The organism is Actinomadura chokoriensis (assembly GCF_041463665.1).
Classification (GTDB): domain Bacteria; phylum Actinomycetota; class Actinomycetes; order Streptosporangiales; family Streptosporangiaceae; genus Spirillospora; species Spirillospora chokoriensis_A.
Genome location: NZ_JAXCEJ010000040.1, coordinates 17,476 through 34,843 on the forward strand (window position 1 = coordinate 17,476; position 17,368 = coordinate 34,843).

The 17,368-nt window shown below is 71.8% G+C and carries 13 protein-coding genes, 1 tRNA gene and 1 riboswitch; of the genes, 12 read left to right on the plus strand and 2 right to left on the minus strand.

Annotated elements, in window-relative coordinates; genetic code table 11:
- The first annotated feature begins 36 nt into the window (after nt 1–36).
- Both SM418_RS36345 and SM418_RS36350 read left to right on the plus strand, forming a co-directional pair.
- The gene (locus SM418_RS36345; protein WP_371946180.1) at nt 37–213 is read left to right on the plus strand and encodes a CopG family ribbon-helix-helix protein; all 177 of its coding nucleotides are present in this window, start codon (nt 37–39) and stop codon (nt 211–213) included.
- On the plus strand, nt 191–1,372 hold the full coding sequence (locus SM418_RS36350; RefSeq protein WP_371946181.1) for a site-specific integrase: 1,182 nt from the start codon (nt 191–193) through the stop codon (nt 1,370–1,372). Before SM418_RS36345 ends, SM418_RS36350 begins: the two co-directional genes overlap by 23 nt.
- A gap of 102 nt (nt 1,373–1,474) precedes the next feature.
- Here the strand turns inward: SM418_RS36350 and SM418_RS36355 are convergent.
- Nucleotides 1,475–1,548, minus strand: a tRNA-Pro gene (locus tag SM418_RS36355).
- Nucleotides 1,549–1,858: 310 nt separating this feature from the next.
- Between SM418_RS36355 and SM418_RS36360 the strand changes: the two genes are divergently transcribed.
- From SM418_RS36360 to SM418_RS36405, 10 genes are all read left to right on the plus strand, one after another.
- Nucleotides 1,859–2,542 carry a hypothetical protein gene (locus SM418_RS36360; RefSeq protein ID WP_371946182.1) on the plus strand — a complete coding sequence of 228 codons (684 nt, stop codon included), beginning with the start codon at nt 1,859–1,861 and terminating at the stop codon, nt 2,540–2,542.
- Nucleotides 2,543–2,756: 214 nt separating this feature from the next.
- The gene (locus tag SM418_RS36365) at nt 2,757–4,619 is read left to right on the plus strand and encodes a SpoIIE family protein phosphatase (protein WP_371946183.1); all 1,863 of its coding nucleotides are present in this window, start codon (nt 2,757–2,759) and stop codon (nt 4,617–4,619) included.
- Nucleotides 4,620–5,084: 465 nt separating this feature from the next.
- Nucleotides 5,085–5,239: riboswitch (cyclic di-AMP (ydaO/yuaA leader) on the plus strand.
- Nucleotides 5,240–5,250: 11 nt separating this feature from the next.
- Nucleotides 5,251–6,012 carry a CHAP domain-containing protein gene (locus SM418_RS36370; protein WP_371946184.1) on the plus strand — a complete coding sequence of 254 codons (762 nt, stop codon included), beginning with the start codon at nt 5,251–5,253 and terminating at the stop codon, nt 6,010–6,012.
- A 230-nt stretch (nt 6,013–6,242) separates the two neighbouring features.
- Complete coding sequence (locus SM418_RS36375; RefSeq protein WP_371946185.1) at nt 6,243–9,152, plus strand: CDP-glycerol glycerophosphotransferase family protein; 2,910 nt, start codon at nt 6,243–6,245, stop codon at nt 9,150–9,152.
- On the plus strand, nt 9,136–10,380 hold the full coding sequence (locus SM418_RS36380) for a glycosyltransferase (RefSeq protein WP_371946186.1): 1,245 nt from the start codon (nt 9,136–9,138) through the stop codon (nt 10,378–10,380). Before SM418_RS36375 ends, SM418_RS36380 begins: the two co-directional genes overlap by 17 nt.
- Nucleotides 10,381–10,403: 23 nt before the next feature.
- Nucleotides 10,404–11,639, plus strand: a complete 1,236-nt coding sequence (locus tag SM418_RS36385; protein ID WP_371946187.1) for an acyl-CoA dehydrogenase family protein — start codon at nt 10,404–10,406, stop codon at nt 11,637–11,639.
- On the plus strand, nt 11,636–12,415 hold the full coding sequence (locus SM418_RS36390; RefSeq protein WP_371946188.1) for an SDR family oxidoreductase: 780 nt from the start codon (nt 11,636–11,638) through the stop codon (nt 12,413–12,415). The genes SM418_RS36385 and SM418_RS36390 overlap by 4 nt, the downstream gene beginning before the upstream one ends.
- Nucleotides 12,416–12,423: 8 nt before the next feature.
- Nucleotides 12,424–13,041 carry a TetR-type transcription factor C-terminal domain-containing protein gene (locus tag SM418_RS36395; RefSeq protein ID WP_371946189.1) on the plus strand — a complete coding sequence of 206 codons (618 nt, stop codon included), beginning with the start codon at nt 12,424–12,426 and terminating at the stop codon, nt 13,039–13,041.
- 24 nt (nt 13,042–13,065) lie between these two features.
- Nucleotides 13,066–14,220, plus strand: coding sequence for an acetyl-CoA C-acetyltransferase (locus SM418_RS36400; protein ID WP_371946190.1), 1,155 nt, complete (start codon nt 13,066–13,068; stop codon nt 14,218–14,220).
- Nucleotides 14,221–14,280: 60 nt separating this feature from the next.
- Complete coding sequence (locus SM418_RS36405) at nt 14,281–15,441, plus strand: NADH:flavin oxidoreductase (RefSeq protein ID WP_371946191.1); 1,161 nt, start codon at nt 14,281–14,283, stop codon at nt 15,439–15,441.
- Nucleotides 15,442–15,470: 29 nt separating this feature from the next.
- Here the strand turns inward: SM418_RS36405 and SM418_RS36410 are convergent, their stop codons facing one another.
- Nucleotides 15,471–17,126 carry a glycerol-3-phosphate dehydrogenase/oxidase gene (locus tag SM418_RS36410; protein WP_371946192.1) on the minus strand — a complete coding sequence of 552 codons (1,656 nt, stop codon included), beginning with the start codon at nt 17,124–17,126 and terminating at the stop codon, nt 15,471–15,473.
- Between the last annotated feature and the right edge of the window lie 242 nt (nt 17,127–17,368).

The following is a 17,368-nucleotide window of genomic DNA, read 5'->3' on the forward strand; positions in this document are numbered from 1 at the left end:
CAACTCGGCACATGCAACTGACGAGAGGAGACGCACATGACCGACGACAGGACGACCCTGCCTGCAGTGCGCGTGGACACGGCGTTCAAACAGCGCCTGTCCGCGTATGCGCAGTCGCAGGAACGCGACGTGTCATGGGTCATCAGGAAAGCGATCAAGGAGTATCTCGACCGACGCGAGGAGCGATCGATTGAGCAAGATCCTGATCGGTAAGTACGAAGGCACCGTCTATCCGGAGAAGGGAGGCTATACAGGGGCTCTTGCTCTCGGCTTCGGCCCCGACGGTAAGCGCAGACGGGTCAAGAGGAAGGGAAAGACCAAGAGCCAGGTTCTGGACAAGCTCAAGCAAGTGGTCGAGGACCTGGAGGCCGGCATCAAAGCCCCGGCGAACTACACGGTCGGGGACTGCGTCGAGGACTGGCTCGCCAGGGGCCTCAAGGGCCTGGACGATGGCACGCTCGGGAACTACCAGAGCCTGGCCCGAAAGCATGTCATTCCGCTGCTCGGCAAGGCGAAGCTCGCCGATCTGCGGGCAGACGAGGTCGATCAGTGGCTCGACGGGCTCTCCGGCATGCTGTCGACCCGGAGCCTGCGGCTCGTGCACGCGATCCTCAAACGGGCGATCCGGCAGGCTCAAGCGCGGGACATGGTCATGCGGAACGTGGCCGAGCTGGTCAAGACCCCCAAGGGCACTGCCGGCCGTCCGAGCCGGGCTCTCACGCTCGAACAGGCCCAGGCCGTGCTGGAAGCGGCCCAGTCATCGCGACTGCACGCCTACGTCGTGGTCAGCCTGCTGACCGGTGTCCGCACGGAAGAAGCCCGCGCGTTGCAGTGGGCTCACGTCGTGGCGTGCAGCGACGAGGAGGCCGAATGGCGGCCGGTGGTCAAGGCGGGCTTCGATCGCGACCGATTCGCCATCTATGTGTGGCGATCCGTCCGGGCCCACGGCGACACCAAGACCGGCAAGTCGCGGCGGACGCTGGAGCTGCCGCTGCGGGCGGCGGACGCTCTGCGCCGACATCACGCGCGCCAGGCCTCGGATCGGCTCAAAGCGGGGGAGGCGTGGCACGACAGCGGGCTGGTGTTCTGCTCTGCGACCGGGAAGCCGCTGGACGCCGCGAACGTGCGGCGGGGGTTCCGGCTCATCACCAGGAAGGCGGGGATCGGGGAGTCCTGGTCGCCGCGCGAACTGCGTCACTCGTTCGTATCGATCATGAGTGACGGGGGAGTGCCCATCGAGGCGATCGCCGATCTGTGCGGGCACTCCTCTCCGGCGGTCACCGGGGAGGTCTACCGGCACCAGCTGAAGCCGGTGATCACCCGGGGCGCCGAGGTGGCCGACGCGGTGTTCGGTCCGGGTAAGTCGGCGTAGGCCGGATGGTGGTGGCTCCCCTTTTGGCTCCCCATCGACCTTCAAGATCGAAAAAGGGCTTCGGAATGATCTCCGAAGCCCTTCTGGGCTGGTGTTTCTCTGTCGGGACGGCGGGATTTGAACCCACGACCCCTTGACCCCCAGTCAAGTGCGCTACCAAACTGCGCCACGTCCCGGTGCCCGGCTGAGCGGGCTTGATAACTGTAGCGCAGTCCACGGGGTCCTGCGTACCGAGTTACGAGGCCCGATGATCTCTGGTAGGCAGGGCGGATGGTGTCTTTGCGGGCGGTGCTCGGCGGGGTCTTGTGCGTGGGGCTGCTGTGCGGGTGCTCGGGCGGCGGGAGCCAGGGCGGGGGCGGGAGCGGCGGTGGTGTGGAAGGGGCGCAGTCGGTGAGCGGGAGTCCTGAGCCGGAGGCGCCGAAGACGACGGGGGCTTCGAAGGCGCCGGTCGTGCGGGTGCCTGCGGGGGTTCGGGCCTCGTTTGTGGTGTTCGATCGCAAAGTCGGGCGGATCGTGCTGGCGCGGCAGGCGCGGCGGACGTTCCGGTCGGCGTCGGTGGTGAAGATCCTTATCGCGCTGGACTATCTGGAGCGGCATCGGGCGTCGGCGGCGGATCGGGTGTTGCTGGCGTCGATGCTGCGCTCGAGTGACGATCAGGCGGCCACGGAGTTCTGGCGGCGGGGCGGGCAGGCGCAGATCATCGAGCGGATGGTGCGGAAGGCGGGGCTGGCGGAGACGGCGCCGCCGCCCGCGGAGAAGCCCGGGTTCTGGGGGTACACGGCGCTCAGTGCCGGGGACGTGGTCAAGACGTACCGGTATCTGCTGGAGGCGAAGGCGGGGGACTTCGTCATGGAGCAGCTGCGGAAGGCGACGCCGTGCGGGAAGGACGGGTTCGACCAGACGTTCGGGATCCCGCGGGCGTTGAAGCGGCCGTGGGCGGTCAAGCAGGGGTGGTCGGGGTTCGGGGACGTGCCGGCGGAGCGGTGCCGTGGGGTGCGGCCGGCGGCGTGGGCGCCTGATCTGGGGATCGGACGGCCCGTGCTGCATACGACCGGGGTGGTCGGAGACAAGATCGTCGTGGTGCTGACGCTGCAGCCGGCGGGCTCCTCGTTCGGGGCCGCGTCGGCGCGGATCACGGCGTTGACCAGGGACGTCTACCGGGCATCGTGACGGGGGTCACACGGTCGGGCAGGGTTCCGTCCTTAGACGGTCAGTAGAAGTGGTTGAGTTCGGGCGGGTACGGAAAATCCGGGCAAAGATCTGGACTGTTTACTCGGTTGTGGGCGAATAGTCCCTCGCTGGCGTATGTAGCTTTTTTCTCCCAGGGGCAGGTCACGCCGAACGGGGGACAGGGTTGGCGGAAGCGGAAGGCACTCAGCCCGGGGTGCACGTTGCGGACCTGGAGGACCTGCGGGGCGCCGCGCATGACCGCGCGGTCCTGGCCGAGGCGCGGGTCGTGCTGGCCCGGCGGCTCGGCGTGCCGCCGGGGGAAGCCCTGCAGCACCTGATCTGGATCGCGCGCGACCTGGACATCGACCTCGCCGAGGCGGCGTCCCTGCTGGTCAAGGACGGGGGCGGCGGGCCGGTGGGGGCCGTGCTCGCCGGGCGCCGGGCGCCGCGGGCGGAGGCCGTCACGGCGGAGCGCCAGGCCGTCCTGTCGGAGGTCGAGGACGTCCTGCGCCGGGTGACGGCCGAGGACACGGCGGCGGACGCCGAGCTCGTCGCCGGGGTGGGGCACGACCCCGTGGCGCGGGCGCTGCTGGACGGGACGCTCGACTCCTGCGCCCACCTGGTGCCGGTCAGGGACCACGACGGCAATGTGGCGGACTTCATCTACGCCGACGCCAACGGCGCCACCCGGGACATGTTCGGGCGCGGCCGGGAGGAGCTGACCGGTCTCCGGCTGCTGCGGACGGATCCGGGGGCCGTGCTCAGCGGGCTCTTCGACCAGTACGTCGAGGTGCTGGAGGCCGGGACCCGGCTGGCGCGCGACTCGATCTCCTACTCCACCGCCCAGCGCGGCCTGTCCCGTTCGTCCCGGATGAGCGTGCGGTGCGTCCGGGTGCCGACCGGGGTGTGCGTCACCTGGCGGTACCACTCCGCGGAGGACCGGATCGCGCGGCGGTTGGAGCGGGTCGAGCGGCTCGCGCTGATCGGCTTCGGCGAGTGGGACCTCGCGACGGGGGAGGCGGACTGGACGCCGCAGATGCTGGCCAACTACGGCCTCGCCCCCGACGAGGTGCCGCCGATGCCGCATGACCTGCCGAAGGCGGTGGCGGACGACGACCGTCCGCTCATGGAGGAGGCCGTCCAGACGATGTTCTCGCGCCGCGAGCCGGTGGAGGCCGAGCACCGTGTGATCGGGCAGGACGGGACGCCGCGGCACCTGTGGGTGTTCGCGGAGCCGGTGCTGGGCGAGTCCGGGCTGCCGGTCTCGATCAACATCGTCTCGCAGGACATCACCAGGCGGCGCGGCGTGGAGCGGGCGCTGGCCGAGACCCGGCGGCAGATGCTCAAGCAGCAGGCCCGGACGGCGCAGGAGCGGAAGGTGGCGGTGACGCTGCGCCGGGCGATCCTGCCGGACGAGGACGAGGTGGAGCATCTGCCGGGCCTCGGCATGGCGGTCCGCAGCCTGGCGGCGGAGAGCACCGCCCGCATCGGCGGGGACTGGTTCGCGACCGGGTCGATGCCGGACGGGCGGGCCGTGTTCGCCATCGGGGACGCGGCCGGGCACGGGTTGCCGGCCGCCGCCGCGATGGCGCGGACCCGGAACGGGCTGCTCGGCCTCGCCTGCACGGGGGAGCCCGCGGGACGGCTGGTGGGCTGGCTGAACGAGCTGGTCGGCAACATGGAGCCGCCCGCGACGGGGACCGCGATCGTCGCCCATTTCGCCCCGTCCCGCCGGATGCTGGAGTGGACGTGCGCGGGACATCCGCCGCCGATCCTGGTCCGGGGAGGCCAGGCGACGCCGCTGGAGGTCGTCCGCGATCCGATGCTCGGCGCCATGCCCGGCTGGCAGTACACGACGATCAGCACTCAGTTGCGCCCCGGGGACATGCTGTTCCTCTACACCGACGGCCTGGTGGAGCGCCGGGACGCGGACCTGGACGAGCGGATCGGCCGCCTCTCCGCGATCCTGCGGGACTGCTCGGAACGCCCGGACCGGGTCCTGGACGAAGTGCTGGCGCGCATGGAGCACGACCGGGCGGCCGACGACACCACGCTGTTCGCACTGCAGGTCGAGTGACGCACCGCACTCGCGGCTCCGGCGAGGGCCCGGTGTGTGAGCTAGGACTCAGCTGAACCGCCTTCGGAGGCCGATCCAGGGCACGCGCGCGGCCCGCACCGCGCGTCGGCCGTCGTCTTCCGGGGGTTTCTTTACCCTTTGGTCATCGGCCGGTAATGCCCTGCGGCAAAGGGCTTCGGGGCGCTTCGATGAAGATCGGGAAGATGCGGCGCCGGTGCGGCGTTGATGGATCCTTGGAAGGGCTTTGAGCTGGCAAGATCTAGTTTTGCGGCTCGTTTGCTTTTCTTGAGAAGGTTGGTACCTTCTTGTACGAATCACGCAACGCACCCCATGTGTTGCCACCGGCCGTGCCGCGCACGGCCGAGGATCGCGGAGCGTTTCCGCACGCGATGCGCGCCAGAGTGATGCGCGCCCCCTCACCGAGATCAGTCGCTGAGACATATCCGAATAGTCAGCACCGCGCTATGCGGTGCGAGGCCGAGTCCGTCCCGGTCGGACGACCGGACGGAGCCGGGGACCCAACGTTCCAGGGGTGAATCGGCGCGCAGAGAGTCGCGCCGTAGGGCTGCTTCCATGCCCGAATCCGTCAGCTAACCCGGTAGGCGTCATGGAAGACAAGGAGATTCCCTGCATGACCGGTCGTTTCAATCGACTTTCGCTCGACCGCTTCACGCCCGAGGACAAGGCCGTCGGCGTCGCCGTCAGCGCCGTCGTCGCCGGAGCGGTGGGGCTCGCAGTCCTGAACCCCCTCGCCGGGGGCCGCGCCGAGGCCGAGACCCCCGCCCGCGCGGCGGTGGCCGTCGCCGAGAAGGGCAGCGCGCCGAAGGCGCCCGCCGCCGCCGCTGAGGGCATGACCCTCGCGGAGGCCCGTGAGACGGGCTACAAGGTGCCGCCGCGTGACGTCCACGCCTCCGAGGTCATCAAGCTGGCGGAGAAGCAGGTCGGCATCAGCGAGGGCAAGGGCGGTCAGACCAAGTTCCACAAGTGGTACGTCTCGACCCCGCATGCCAAGGCCACCGCCGAGCGCGACGGCGGATTCTCGGTCAAGGCCTACAACGGCGCCCAGTGGTGCGACATGTTCGTCTCGTGGCTCGGCGCCCAGACCGGCGTGAAGAACATGGGCTGGGACGCCTACACCGTCCAGCACGCCAGCTGGTTCAAGAAGACCGACCGCTGGGGCAAGAAGGCCAAGCCGGGCGCCGTGGTGTTCTTCGACTGGAACAAGGGTTCCAAGGGCAGCATCGGCGACATCGACCACGTCGGTCTCGTCGTCAAGGACAACGGCGACGGCACCGTGAAGACCATCGAGGGCAACAGCGACAACGAGGTGCAGAAGAAGGTCCGCGACAAGTCCGAGATCGTGGGCTACGGCTACCCCGACTACGCCGCCTGACCCCTCCCCTCCGCTTGCGAAGGCGCCCGGCTCCGGCCGGGCGCCTTCGGGCGTTCCCAGGCGAAGTGTGGCCATGTCGTCGCTGAAGTCAGGTAATGCGAAGCGATGACAGGCTTTGATCCCTCTTGGACCTTACTGAGGCGTTCCTGGATAGGAATCCCTGGCAACGCGCCCGACCGGCGCCTGGGGCCCGGCCCGGCGCACAGCGGGAACTGGTGAGGGGGACGCCCGTGCGGGTACGCCCGGATGTCAGCGTGGTGGTGATCGCCTACAACGACGCCCGGCGGCTTCCCCGGGCGGTCGCCTCGTCGCTGGCGCAGTCGCTGGGCGGGATCGAGACCGTCGTCGTCGACGACGCGAGCACCGACGGCACCGGGGAGGTCGCCGACCGGCTCGCCGCCGCGCATCCGGGACGGGTCCGGGCCGTCCACCTGCCGGCCAACTCCGGCGGCTGCGGCCGCCCCCGCAACACCGGGATCGACGCGTCCGCCGGCCGGTACGTGATGTTCCTCGACAGCGACGACCTGCTGGACCGGCACGCCTGCCTCAACCTGCTCGCCACCGCCGAGGAGACCGACGCCGACGTGGTCTCCGGGCTGTGCGACCGGATCTTCCTGGACGTGCCCGAGGGCGCGAAGGGACGCGTCCGCCCCTGGTATCCGTGGCTCTACCGGCGCAGCGCCGTGTACGGGCCGCTGAGCGAGAACCCCGCTCTCCTCTACGACACCCTCTCGACCAACAAGGCGTACCGGCGCGGCTTCCTGGAGGAGCACGGCCTGCGGTTCGTCGAAGGGCTGCACTACGAGGACCTGCTGTTCACCGCCGAGGCGTACCTGGCGGCGGAACGGACCGCGCTGATCCCGCACCGCGTCTACCGCTGGCTCGTGCGGGAGCGGACGGCGGCGCCGTCGATCTCGAACCGGCGGGACGATCCGGCCAACTTCGCCGACCGGCTGGAGATCCACCGGCGCATCGACATGCTCTTCGCGCTGCGCGGCGCCCACGACCTGCGGCGCGCCAAGGGCGTCAAGTTCGTCAACCACGACCTGGTCCTCTACCTGCGGGAACTGCGCGATCAGGATCCGGCTCACCAGGCCCGCTTCCTCGATCTGGCGGCCGGCTACCTGGCCGAGCTCGACCCGCGCGTGTTCGAGCTGGCCAGGCCGCTGCCCGCGATCGCCGCGTACCTGATCCGCGAGGGCGACCACGCGGGGGCGCTGGCCGCCGCTCAGTACCGGCCCGGGGAGCGGCCCGAGCTGCGCGCGCGGCTGGTGGAGCGGGACGGACGGGTCTACTGGGGCGCGGGCGGGCCGCGCGGGAGGCTCGGCCGCCGGATCCTGGACGTCACGGGGTTCGGCTTCCACGTCCGGCCCCTGAAGGAGCTGCGTCCGGCGAACACGGTGACGCGGCTGGAGATGCGCGGCGGCCGCGTCGTGATGGCCGGGAACGTCCTGAACCCGCTGGAGCGCGTCCCACCGGACGCCGAGCTGGCCGGGACCCTGGAGTTCTGCGACCGGCGCCGCCGTGCCCGCAGGGCGCGGACCCCCGCCACCGTCCGGCACGAGGGGGACCGGCTGGCGTGGCGGTCGGAGTTCGACCCGGCCCGGATCAGGCCGGTCGGGTTCGTCGACCCGGTCTGGGACGTGCGGCTCCGCGTGCGGGTGGACGGCGAGGACGTCGTCACCCGCCTCGGCCAGGGCCGCGGATCGCCGTCCCTGGCGGGCGTGGCGCTGCCCGTCCGGCCCAGGCTGGGCCGGATCGCGGGGGACCGGCTCCGCTCGTACGTCACCGATGGCGGGCACCTGGCTTTCACGCTGGAGGCGGCGAACCCGTGGGCGCGGCTCGCCGGGGGCGCCGCGCACCGCGCCGCCCGGTCACCGGCGGGACGGCTCGCCTGGCGCCGTTCGCGGGGGCTGGTGACGTCCGTCCGCCGCTGGGCGGCCGATCGCAAGACCAAGATCGCCGTGTTCAACGGGGTGCTGAGCCGGCTGCTGCCCGTCCGGACCGGCCTGGCGGTCTTCGAGAGCCATCTTGGCCGCCACTACTCCGACAACCCGAAGTACATCTACCGGGAGCTGCGCAGGAGCGGGCGTCCGGTGACGGCGGTGTGGGCGTACGCGTCGTCCCCGAAGGGCTTCCCGGACGACGCCAGGCTGGTCCGGCGCGGCTCGTGGGCGTACTTCCTGGCCCTGGCGCGCGCCGAGTTCTGGGTCGACAACCAGGGCTTCCCCGCCGACCTGCGCAAACGGCCGGGGACCACCTATATCCAGACCTGGCATGGGTCGGCGTTCAAGCTGATGGGGCTCGACCAGCCGCGCGTCAAGAGCGGCCCCGCCGCCGAGAGGGCCCGGCTGCGCCGGATGGTGGAGCGCTTTGACTGTTTCCTGGTGCGTTCCGGGCATGACGCCGACACGCTGTGCGCCGGCCTCGGGATCGGCTCCGAGCTGCTCCCGGCCGGCTATCCCCGCAACGATCCGCTGGTCAACGGCGTGGACGGCGATCCTGAGCTGGCCGCCGAGGTCGCCGCGCTCCGCTCGTCGCTGGGCCTGACCGACGGGCGCCGCGCGGTCCTGTACGCGCCGACGTTCGCCACGGGGCCGCGGGGCCGGCCCGTCAAGCTGCTGGAGCCGCCCGTCGACGCGGAGGCGTTCGAGCGGGAGCTGGGTGAGAAGTACGTCCTGCTCGTCCGGCCGCACTACCTGTGCCGGGCCAACCTCCCGCCGGGCGCCCGCACGGTGATGCGGGACGCCGGCGCGGTGCCGGACGTCACCCCCCTGCTCCTGCTCGCGGACGCGCTGATCACCGACCACTCGTCGATCATGTTCGACTTCGCGCTGCTGGACCGGCCGATCATCCTGCACCTCCCGGACGGCCGGGACCTCGCCACCGGCTACTTCGACCTGGCCCGGCACGGGCCCGGGCCGATCACCCGCACCGAGGAGGAGCTCATCGCCGCGCTCGCGGGGCTGGACGAGGCGGAGGCCGTCCACGCGCCCCGGCGACGCGCGTTCGCCGCGCGCTTCGGCGAGCACGACCGGGGCACCGCCGCCCGCACGGTGGTGGACCGCTACTTCCCGGCCGTCCGGCCGGGCCACAGGGGGAGCAGGCACAGGGGGAGCAGGCATGGCCGCACCGCGTGACGTGTTCATCGTGTGCAACAACGCCGACGAGATGGGCGGGCTCCAGCGCTGGGCGCACCACATGGCGCGGCTGCTGGCCGGACGCGGCGACCGCGTCACCCTCGTCGGGATCACCCGCGGGCCGGAGCGCTTCCATCACGGCCGCGACGGCTCCTACGCCGTCGAGGTGCTGCACCGGGAACTGCGTGCGCCGGCGCCGGCGTGGCGGCCGAAGAAGCCGCTGCAGCGCCTGAACGCGGTGGCCCGCGTGCGGGAGATCCTGTGGTCGGCCGCACAGCGGCGCGGCGCCGCCCGGCTGTCGGAGCTCTTCGCCGCCGCCGGGCCGGGGTCGGTGGTCATCGTGGCGCAGGTGTGGGCGATGGAGTGGGTGCGGCTGGCCGACACGTCAGGGCTGCGGGTCGTCGCGATGAGCCATGAGTCGTTCAAGGCCACCCGCAGGTCGACGCGGTACCGGCGGGTCAAGGAGCACTACGCGGACGCCGACCGGATGCTGGTGCTGACCGCCGAGGACGCCGACGCCTGGGCCAGGGACGGCATGACCAACGTCGACCACATCCCGAACCCGCTCCACGTCACGCCGTCCGTCCATCCCACGCTGGAGCTTCCCGTGGTCGCCTGCGTCGGGCGCCTGTCCTACGAGAAGGGCGTGGACCTGATGCTGGAGGTGTGGGAGCGGATCTCCTCCCGCCACCCGGAGTGGCGGCTCCACATCTACGGGAACGGCCCGGACGAGGAGGAACTGCGCGCGCTGGCGGCCGGGATGCCGGCCTCGGTGGAGTTCCGGGGCGTGATCGCCGACGTCGAGGACGCGCTCGTCGAGGCGTCGGTCTTCGCGCTGCCGTCGCGCGCGGAGGGCTTCCCGATGTCGGTGCTGGAGGCCATGGCGTACGGGCTGCCGACGGTGGCGTTCGACTGCGCGCCGGGCGTTCGCACGCTCCTCGGGGACGGCCGGGGCGGCGTCCTGGTCGAGCCCGGCGACACGGTCGCGTTCGCGGCGGCCCTGGAACGGCTCATCGAGGATCCGCGGGCGCGCCGCGCCCTCGGCGCGCAGGCCCGCGCCTCGGTGCTGCGGTTCCACCCGGACGCCGTCCTCGCCCGCTGGGACAGGCTGTTCGACCTCCTCCACCGGGACCTGCCGTCGGCCGTCCCGCGGCGTCCCCGCGCGCCGATCAGGCGACCGGCGGCGGGACGGGAGGCCGAACCCGCGCTGGGGGGTGATTCTTTCTAACAACTGTTTGGTAGAGTCGCGGCGTGAACGAGAACGAGTCACCGGAGGACCGCGCCTTCCGCGCCGAGGTCCGCGACTGGCTCCAGACGAACCTGTCGGGCGAGTTCGCGCACGCCCGCGGGCTCGGCGGACCGGGCCGCGAGCACGAGGCGTTCGAGGAACGGCTGGCCTGGGAACGGCACATGGCCGCCGCCGGCTGGACGTGCGTCGGCTGGCCGGTCGAGTACGGCGGACGCGGCGCCACCCTCGAGCAGCAGGTCATCTTCCACGAGGAGTACGCCCTCGCCGACGGCCCCGCCCGCGTCAACCACATCGGCGAGAACCTGCTCGGCCCCACGATCATCGCGTTCGGCACCGACGAGCAGCGCGCCCGCTTCCTCCCGCCGATCGTGGCGGTCGAGGAGCTGTGGTGCCAGGGCTACTCCGAGCCCAACGCGGGCTCCGACCTCGCGAACGTCCAGACCCGCGCCGAACTCTCCGGCGACCACTGGACGATCAACGGCCAGAAAGTGTGGACGTCCCTCGCCCTCGAATCGGACTGGTGCTTCGTCGTCTGCCGCACCGAGCCCGGGTCGTCCCGCCACCGGGGCCTGTCGTACCTGCTCGTCCCGATGAAGCAGGACGGCGTGGACATCCGGCCGATCATCCAGCTCACCGGCACCTCCGAGTTCAACGAGGTGTTCTTCGACGGCGCCCGCGCCGCCGCCGGCGACATCGTGGGCGCCCCCGGCGACGGCTGGAAGATCGCGATGGCCACGCTGGGGTTCGAGCGGGGCGTCGCGACCCTCGGCCAGCAGGTCGGGTTCCGCCGCGAGTTCGAAGGCGTCGCCGACCTCGCCCGGCGCACCGGCGCGCTCGGCGACCCGCTGCTGCGCGACCGGCTGACCAGGTCGTACATGGGCCTGGAGATCATGCGGCTGAACGCCGTGCGGACGATGGCGGGGGTCGCGGCGGGCGCGCCGGGGCCCGAGTCGTCCATCTCCAAGCTCGTCTGGGGCACCTGGCACCGGGAACTGGGCGAGCTGGCCATGGACGTCCTCGGCGCCGCCGGGCTCGTCGCCGACGGCGAACCCTCCGACCATCCTTCGGGTGAGGCCCCACGGGGCTGGGAGTCCGCCCCCAGGAACTACGACCTGAACGACTGGCAGCGGCTGTTCCTGTTCTCCCGCTCCGACACGATCTACGCCGGGTCGAACGAGATCCAGCGCAACATCATCGCCGAGCGCGTCCTCGGCCTGCCGAGAGAGGCACGCGGATGACCCCACCGCCCTACGTCCCCGGGCACGGCCTGCTCAAGGACCGCGCCGTCGTGATCACCGCCGCGGCGGGCGCCGGGATCGGCGGCGCCACCGCCCGCCGCTTCCTGGAGGAGGGCGCCCGCGTCCTGATCTCCGACGCGCACGAGCGACGGCTCACCGCGTCCGCGCAGGAGCTGGAAAAGGAGTTCGGCACCGACCGCGTCATCGCGCTGCCCTGCGACGTCACCTCCGAGGAGCAGGTGCAGGCCCTCTACGACCTCGCCGTCGAACGCTTCGGCCGCGTCGACGTGGCCGTCAACAACGCCGGGCTCGGCGGGACGGCCGACCTCGTCGACATGACCGACGACCAGTGGGGCCGCGTCCTCGACATCACCCTCAACGGGACCATGCGCTGCACCCGCGCCGCCCTGCGCATCATGCGCGACCAGGGCGCGGGCGTCATCGTCAACAACGCCTCGGTGATCGGCTGGCGGGCGCAGAAGGGCCAGTCGCACTACGCCGCCGCGAAGGCCGGCGTCATGGCGCTCACCCGCTGCTCCGCGCTGGAGGCGGCCGACTACGGCGTCCGGATCAACGCCGTCTCCCCGTCCCTCGCGATGCACCCCCACCTGGTCAAGGTGACCTCGGAGGAGCTGCTGGACGAGCTGACGCGCCGGGAGGCGTTCGGCCGCTACGCCGAGCCGTGGGAGGTGGCCAACGTTATCGTCTTCCTGGCCAGCGACTACTCCTCGTACATGACGGGCGAGGTCGTCTCCGTCTCCTCCCAGCACGCTTAGGAAGCACGATGAGTCCACGACGGCGCGACGCCGAGGGCACCGCCGCCGCCCGCGCGGAACGGCGGGCCGAGCTGCTCGCCACCGCCGCCGAGGTGTTCGCCTCCCAGGGCTACTCCGCCACCACCGTCCGGAAGGTGGCCGACGCCGCCGGGATCCTCGGCGGCAGCCTCTACTACCACTTCGACTCCAAGGAGGCGATGGCCGACGAGATCCTGTCGACCTTCCTGGACGAGATGTGGGCCGGGTACGACCGCGTGCTGGAGGCAGGGCTCAGCGCCCGCGACACCCTGGAGGCCGTCGTCGTCGAGTCGTTCCGCTCGATCGACCGGCACCGTCCCGCCGTCGTCCTCTACCAGAACGAGTCCAAGCACCTCGCGACCAGCGAGCGGTTCCACTACCTGCTCGACTCGCAGCAGCGCTTCGAGGAGATGTGGCTGTCCCTGCTGGACAGGGGCGTCAAGGAGGGCGCGTTCCGCGCCGACCTCGACCGGACCCTCGTGTACCGCTTCATCCGCGACACCGTCTGGGTCGCGGCGAACTGGTACCAGCACGGCGGGCGGCTGTCCGCCGACGACGTCGCCAAGCAGTACCTCGCCATGTTCCTCGAAGGCATCCAGGCGAGCTAGGCCCCCGTACGAAGGAGAAGACCCATGGCCGAGGCTTACATCGTCGACGCGGTCCGCGCCCCGGTGGGGCGCCGCAACGGCGGGCTCGCCGGCGCGCACCCCGCCGACCTCGGCGCGCACGTCCTCACCGCGCTGATGGACCGCACGAAGGTCGACCCGTCCGCCGTCGAGGACGTCGTGTTCGGCTGCGTCGACACCATCGGCCCGCAGGCCGGCGACATCGCCCGCACCTGCTGGCTCGCCGCCGGGCTGCCCGAGGAGGTCCCCGGCGTCACCGTCGACCGGCAGTGCGGCTCCTCCCAGCAGGCCGTCCACTTCGCCGCGCAGGCCGTCCTGTCCGGGACGTCCGACCTGGTCGTCGCGGGCGGCGTGCAGAACATGTCGCAGATCCCGATCGCGTCCGCGATGACCGCCGCCGCACCGCTCGGCTTCACCGAGGGCCCCTTCGCCGGCTCCAAGGGCTGGACGCGCCGCTACGGCGACCAGGAGGTCTCCCAGTTCCACGGCGCCGAGATGATCGCCCGCGACTGGGACCTCTCCCGCGAGGAGATGGAGGCGTTCGCCTACGAGTCGCACCAGCGCGCCATCCGCGCCATCGACGAGGGACGCTTCGAGCGCGAGATCGCCCCCTACGAGGGCGTCACCACCGACGAGGGCCCGCGCCGCGACACCACCCTGGAGAAGATGGCCGGCCTGAAGACCCTCGTGGAGGGCGGGCGCCTCACCGCCGCCGTCTCGTCCCAGATCTCCGACGGCTCCGCCGCGCTGCTCATCGCCTCCGAGCAGGCCGTCAAGGACCACGGCCTCACCCCGCGCGCCCGCATCCACCACATCTCCGCGCGCGGCGAGGACCCGATCCGGATGCTGTCCGCGCCGATCCCCGCCACCGCGTACGCGTTCAAGAAGTCCGGCATGACGATGAACGACATCGACGCCGTCGAGATCAACGAGGCGTTCGCCCCCGTCGTCCTCGCCTGGCTGAAGGAGACCGGCGCCGACCCGGCCAAGGTCAACCCCAACGGCGGCGCCATCGCCCTCGGCCACCCCCTCGGCGCCACCGGCGCCCGCCTCATGACCACCCTCCTCCACGAACTGGACCGCACCGGCGGCCGCTACGGCCTGCAGACCATGTGCGAGGGCGGCGGCCAGGCCAACGTCACCATCATCGAACGCCTCTGAACCCGCCCGGGCCCGCGGCGGCGCCGCGGGCCCCACCCCCCCACCCCCCCGGAGTCCGCTGTGGACGTGTTCGAACCGGCCCGCCTCGGGCCGTTGACGCTGCGCAACCGTGTGATCAAGGCCGCCACCTTCGAGGGGATGGCGCCCGAGTCCCTGGTGACCGACGACCTGATCGAGTACCACCGGCGGCCCGCCGCCGGGGGAGTGGGGATGACGACCGTCGCGTACTGCGCGGTCGCGCCCGAAGGGCGGACCGAGCGGGGGCAGGTCTGGATGCGGCCGGACGCCGTCCCCGGGCTGCGCCGCCTCACCGACGCCGTGCACGCGGAGGGCGCCGCCGCGTCCGCCCAGATCGGGCACGCCGGGCCCGTCTCCGACGCCAGCTCCACCAAGCTGCCCGCCATCTCGGCCGGACGCTTCTTCAACCCGCTCGGCATGGCCTTCACCAAGGTCGCGACGGCCGACGACATCGAGCGCATCACCCGCGCGCACGCCGAGGCCGCCCGGCTCGCGATCGAGGCCGGGTTCGACGCCGTCGAGATGCACTTCGGGCACAACTACCTGGTCAGCTCGTTCCTCAGCCCCCGGCTCAACAAGCGCAAGGACGGCTACGGCGGCCCGATCGAGAACCGCGCCAAGGTCGCGCTCGGCATCGCCCGCGCCGTCCGGGACGAGGTCGGCGACCGCATCGCGATCACCGGCAAGCTCAACATGCGCGACGGCGTCCGCGGCGGCCTGGAGATCGACGACAGCCTGTACGTGGCCCGGAAGCTCCAGGAAGAGGGCACGGTCGACGCGCTCGAACTGACGGCCGGCAGTTCGCTGCTCAACCCGATGTACCTGTTCCGCGGCGAGATGCCCATCCCGGAGTTCGCGGCCGGCTACAAGCTGCCCATGCGGATCGGCCTGCGCATGTTCGGCAAGCAGTTCCTGCGCGGCTACCCCTACGAGGACGCCTACCTGCTGGAGCACGCCCGCAGGTTCCGCGCCGAACTCGACCTCCCGCTGATCCTGCTGGGCGGCATCACCGACCGCGAGACCATGGACAAGGCGATGGCGGAGGGCTTCCAGTTCGTCGCCATGGCCCGCGCCCTCCTCCGCGAGCCCGACCTGGTGAACCGCATCGCGGCCGACCCGTCCACTCCGTCCCTGTGCATCCACTGCAACCGCTGCGTCCCCACCATCTACAAGGGCACCCACTGCCCCGTCATCCCCGCCTGACGGAGTCAGGTCCCCCTTCGGTGGATCGCCTAGGCGGCGGCCTCCGGGATCGCCGCGCCGCCGCGCCGCTCCTCGGCGGTCCACCGGACGTACCGTTTGATCTCGTTGGTGACCTCCTCTGCGTCCCAGCCCAGGAGCGGCGCGACCAGCTCGGCGACGCGGGACGCCGCGGCCACGCCGCCGTCCCACTCCTCGATCGCCACGCGCAGCCGCCGGGCGAGGACGTCCTCCAGGTGCAGGGCGCCCTCGTGCGTCACGGCGTGGACGGCCTCCGCGCACAGGTAGTCCTCGGCGCCGGGGAGGGCGGCGCCGAGCGCCGGGCTGCCGGCGATCAGCTCCAGGACCTCGCGGGCGCACGACCCGTACCGGTGCAGCAGGTGCTCGATCCGCGCGACGTGCAGGCCGGACTCGGCGGCGAGCCGCCGGCGCTCGTTCCACAGCACCTCGAAGCCGGTCGCGCCGAGGATCGGCAGCCGCCCGGTGACGGACGCCGGGATGGAGTCGTCCAGCCCCTCGGCGACGACGTCGACCGCGTCCTGCGCCATCACGCGATAGGTGGTGAACTTGCCGCCGGTGACGACGACGAGACCGGGCACCGGCTCGGCGACCGCGTGCTCGCGTGACAGCCGCGCGGTGTCGTCCATCTCGCCGGACAGCAGTGGCCGCAGCCCCGCGTAGACGCCTTCGATGTCGTCGTGCGCGAGCGGGGTCCGCAGCACGGCGTTCGCCTGGTCGAGGAGATAGCCGACGTCGGTGTGGTCGGCGACGGGCTCGTCCGGGCCGTCCTCGTGCGGGGTGTCGGTGGTGCCGACGAGCCAGTGCCGGCCCCACGGGATGATGAACAGCACGCTTCTGGACGTCCGCGTGATCAGGCCCGTGTCCATCGGGATCCGGTCGCGCGGCACCACCAGATGGACGCCCTTGGACGCCCGCACTCCGAACGCGGCCCGCGACCCGGTCATCGCCTGCGCGCCGTCCGTCCACACGCCGGTAGCGCACACGACGCGGCGGGCCCGAACGCCGATCTCCCGGCCGCCCTCCAGGTCCACGACGGTGGCGCCGGTGACCCGCTCGCCCTCGCGCAGGAACCCCGTCACCTCGGCGCGGGTGGCGACCTTCGCGCCGTACTGGGCGGCGGTCCGGGCGACCATCATCGTGTACCGGGCGTCGTCCACCTGCGCGTCGTAGTACTGGACGGCGCCGACGAGCGCGTCCGGGCGCAACGCCGGCGCCTGCCGCAGCGCGCCGCGACGGGTCAGCTGCCGGTGCCGGGGCAGCGCGCGCGAGCCGCCCATCGTGTCGTACAAGGCGACGCCCGCGCTGACGTAGGCCCGTTCCCACACCCGGTTGCGCAGCGGATACAGGAACCGGACGGGACGCACCAGATGCGGCGCGAGCCGCTGCAGGAGGAGGCCGCGTTCCCGGAGCGCCTCCCGCACCAGCCCGAAGTCACGCTGTTCCAGGTAGCGCAGCCCGCCGTGGATCAGCTTGCTGGACCGGCCGGACGTCCCGGCCGCCCAGTCGCGCGCCTCCACGAGGGCGACGGACAGCCCCCGCGAGATCGCGTCGAGCGCCGTGCCGGCGCCGACGATGCCGCCGCCGACCACCAGGACGTCGAGCTCGGTCTCGGCGAGCCCGCGCAGGGTGTCCTGGCGGTACTGCGGACCGAGGGCTACGGATGTCACTGCATGCTCCCTTGGAGATCGATCAGGGGTCCCTGAGAGGGCCCGCCCCGGGCCGGCCGGGGCAGCCGGTCCAGGGCAGGCACGCTCAGCCGATGTCGACCCAGTCGAGCGTCCTGTCCACGGCCTTCTTCCAGCCGGCGTAGCCGGTTTCGCGCTGGTGTTCGTCCCAGGTGGGTTGCCAGCGTTTGTCTTCGTTCCAGTTCTGGCGGAGTTCGTCGGTGTTGTTCCAGAAGCCGACGGCG

Coding starts and splice junctions, on each gene's coding strand:
- SM418_RS36345 (WP_371946180.1), top strand. CDS start 37: ATGACCGACGACAGGACGACCCTGCCTGCAGTGCGCGTGGACACGGCG.
- SM418_RS36390 (WP_371946188.1), top strand. CDS start 11,636: ATGACCCCACCGCCCTACGTCCCCGGGCACGGCCTGCTCAAGGACCGC.
- SM418_RS36395 (WP_371946189.1), top strand. CDS start 12,424: ATGAGTCCACGACGGCGCGACGCCGAGGGCACCGCCGCCGCCCGCGCG.
- SM418_RS36370 (WP_371946184.1), top strand. CDS start 5,251: ATGACCGGTCGTTTCAATCGACTTTCGCTCGACCGCTTCACGCCCGAG.
- SM418_RS36400 (WP_371946190.1), top strand. CDS start 13,066: ATGGCCGAGGCTTACATCGTCGACGCGGTCCGCGCCCCGGTGGGGCGC.
- SM418_RS36380 (WP_371946186.1), top strand. CDS start 9,136: ATGGCCGCACCGCGTGACGTGTTCATCGTGTGCAACAACGCCGACGAG.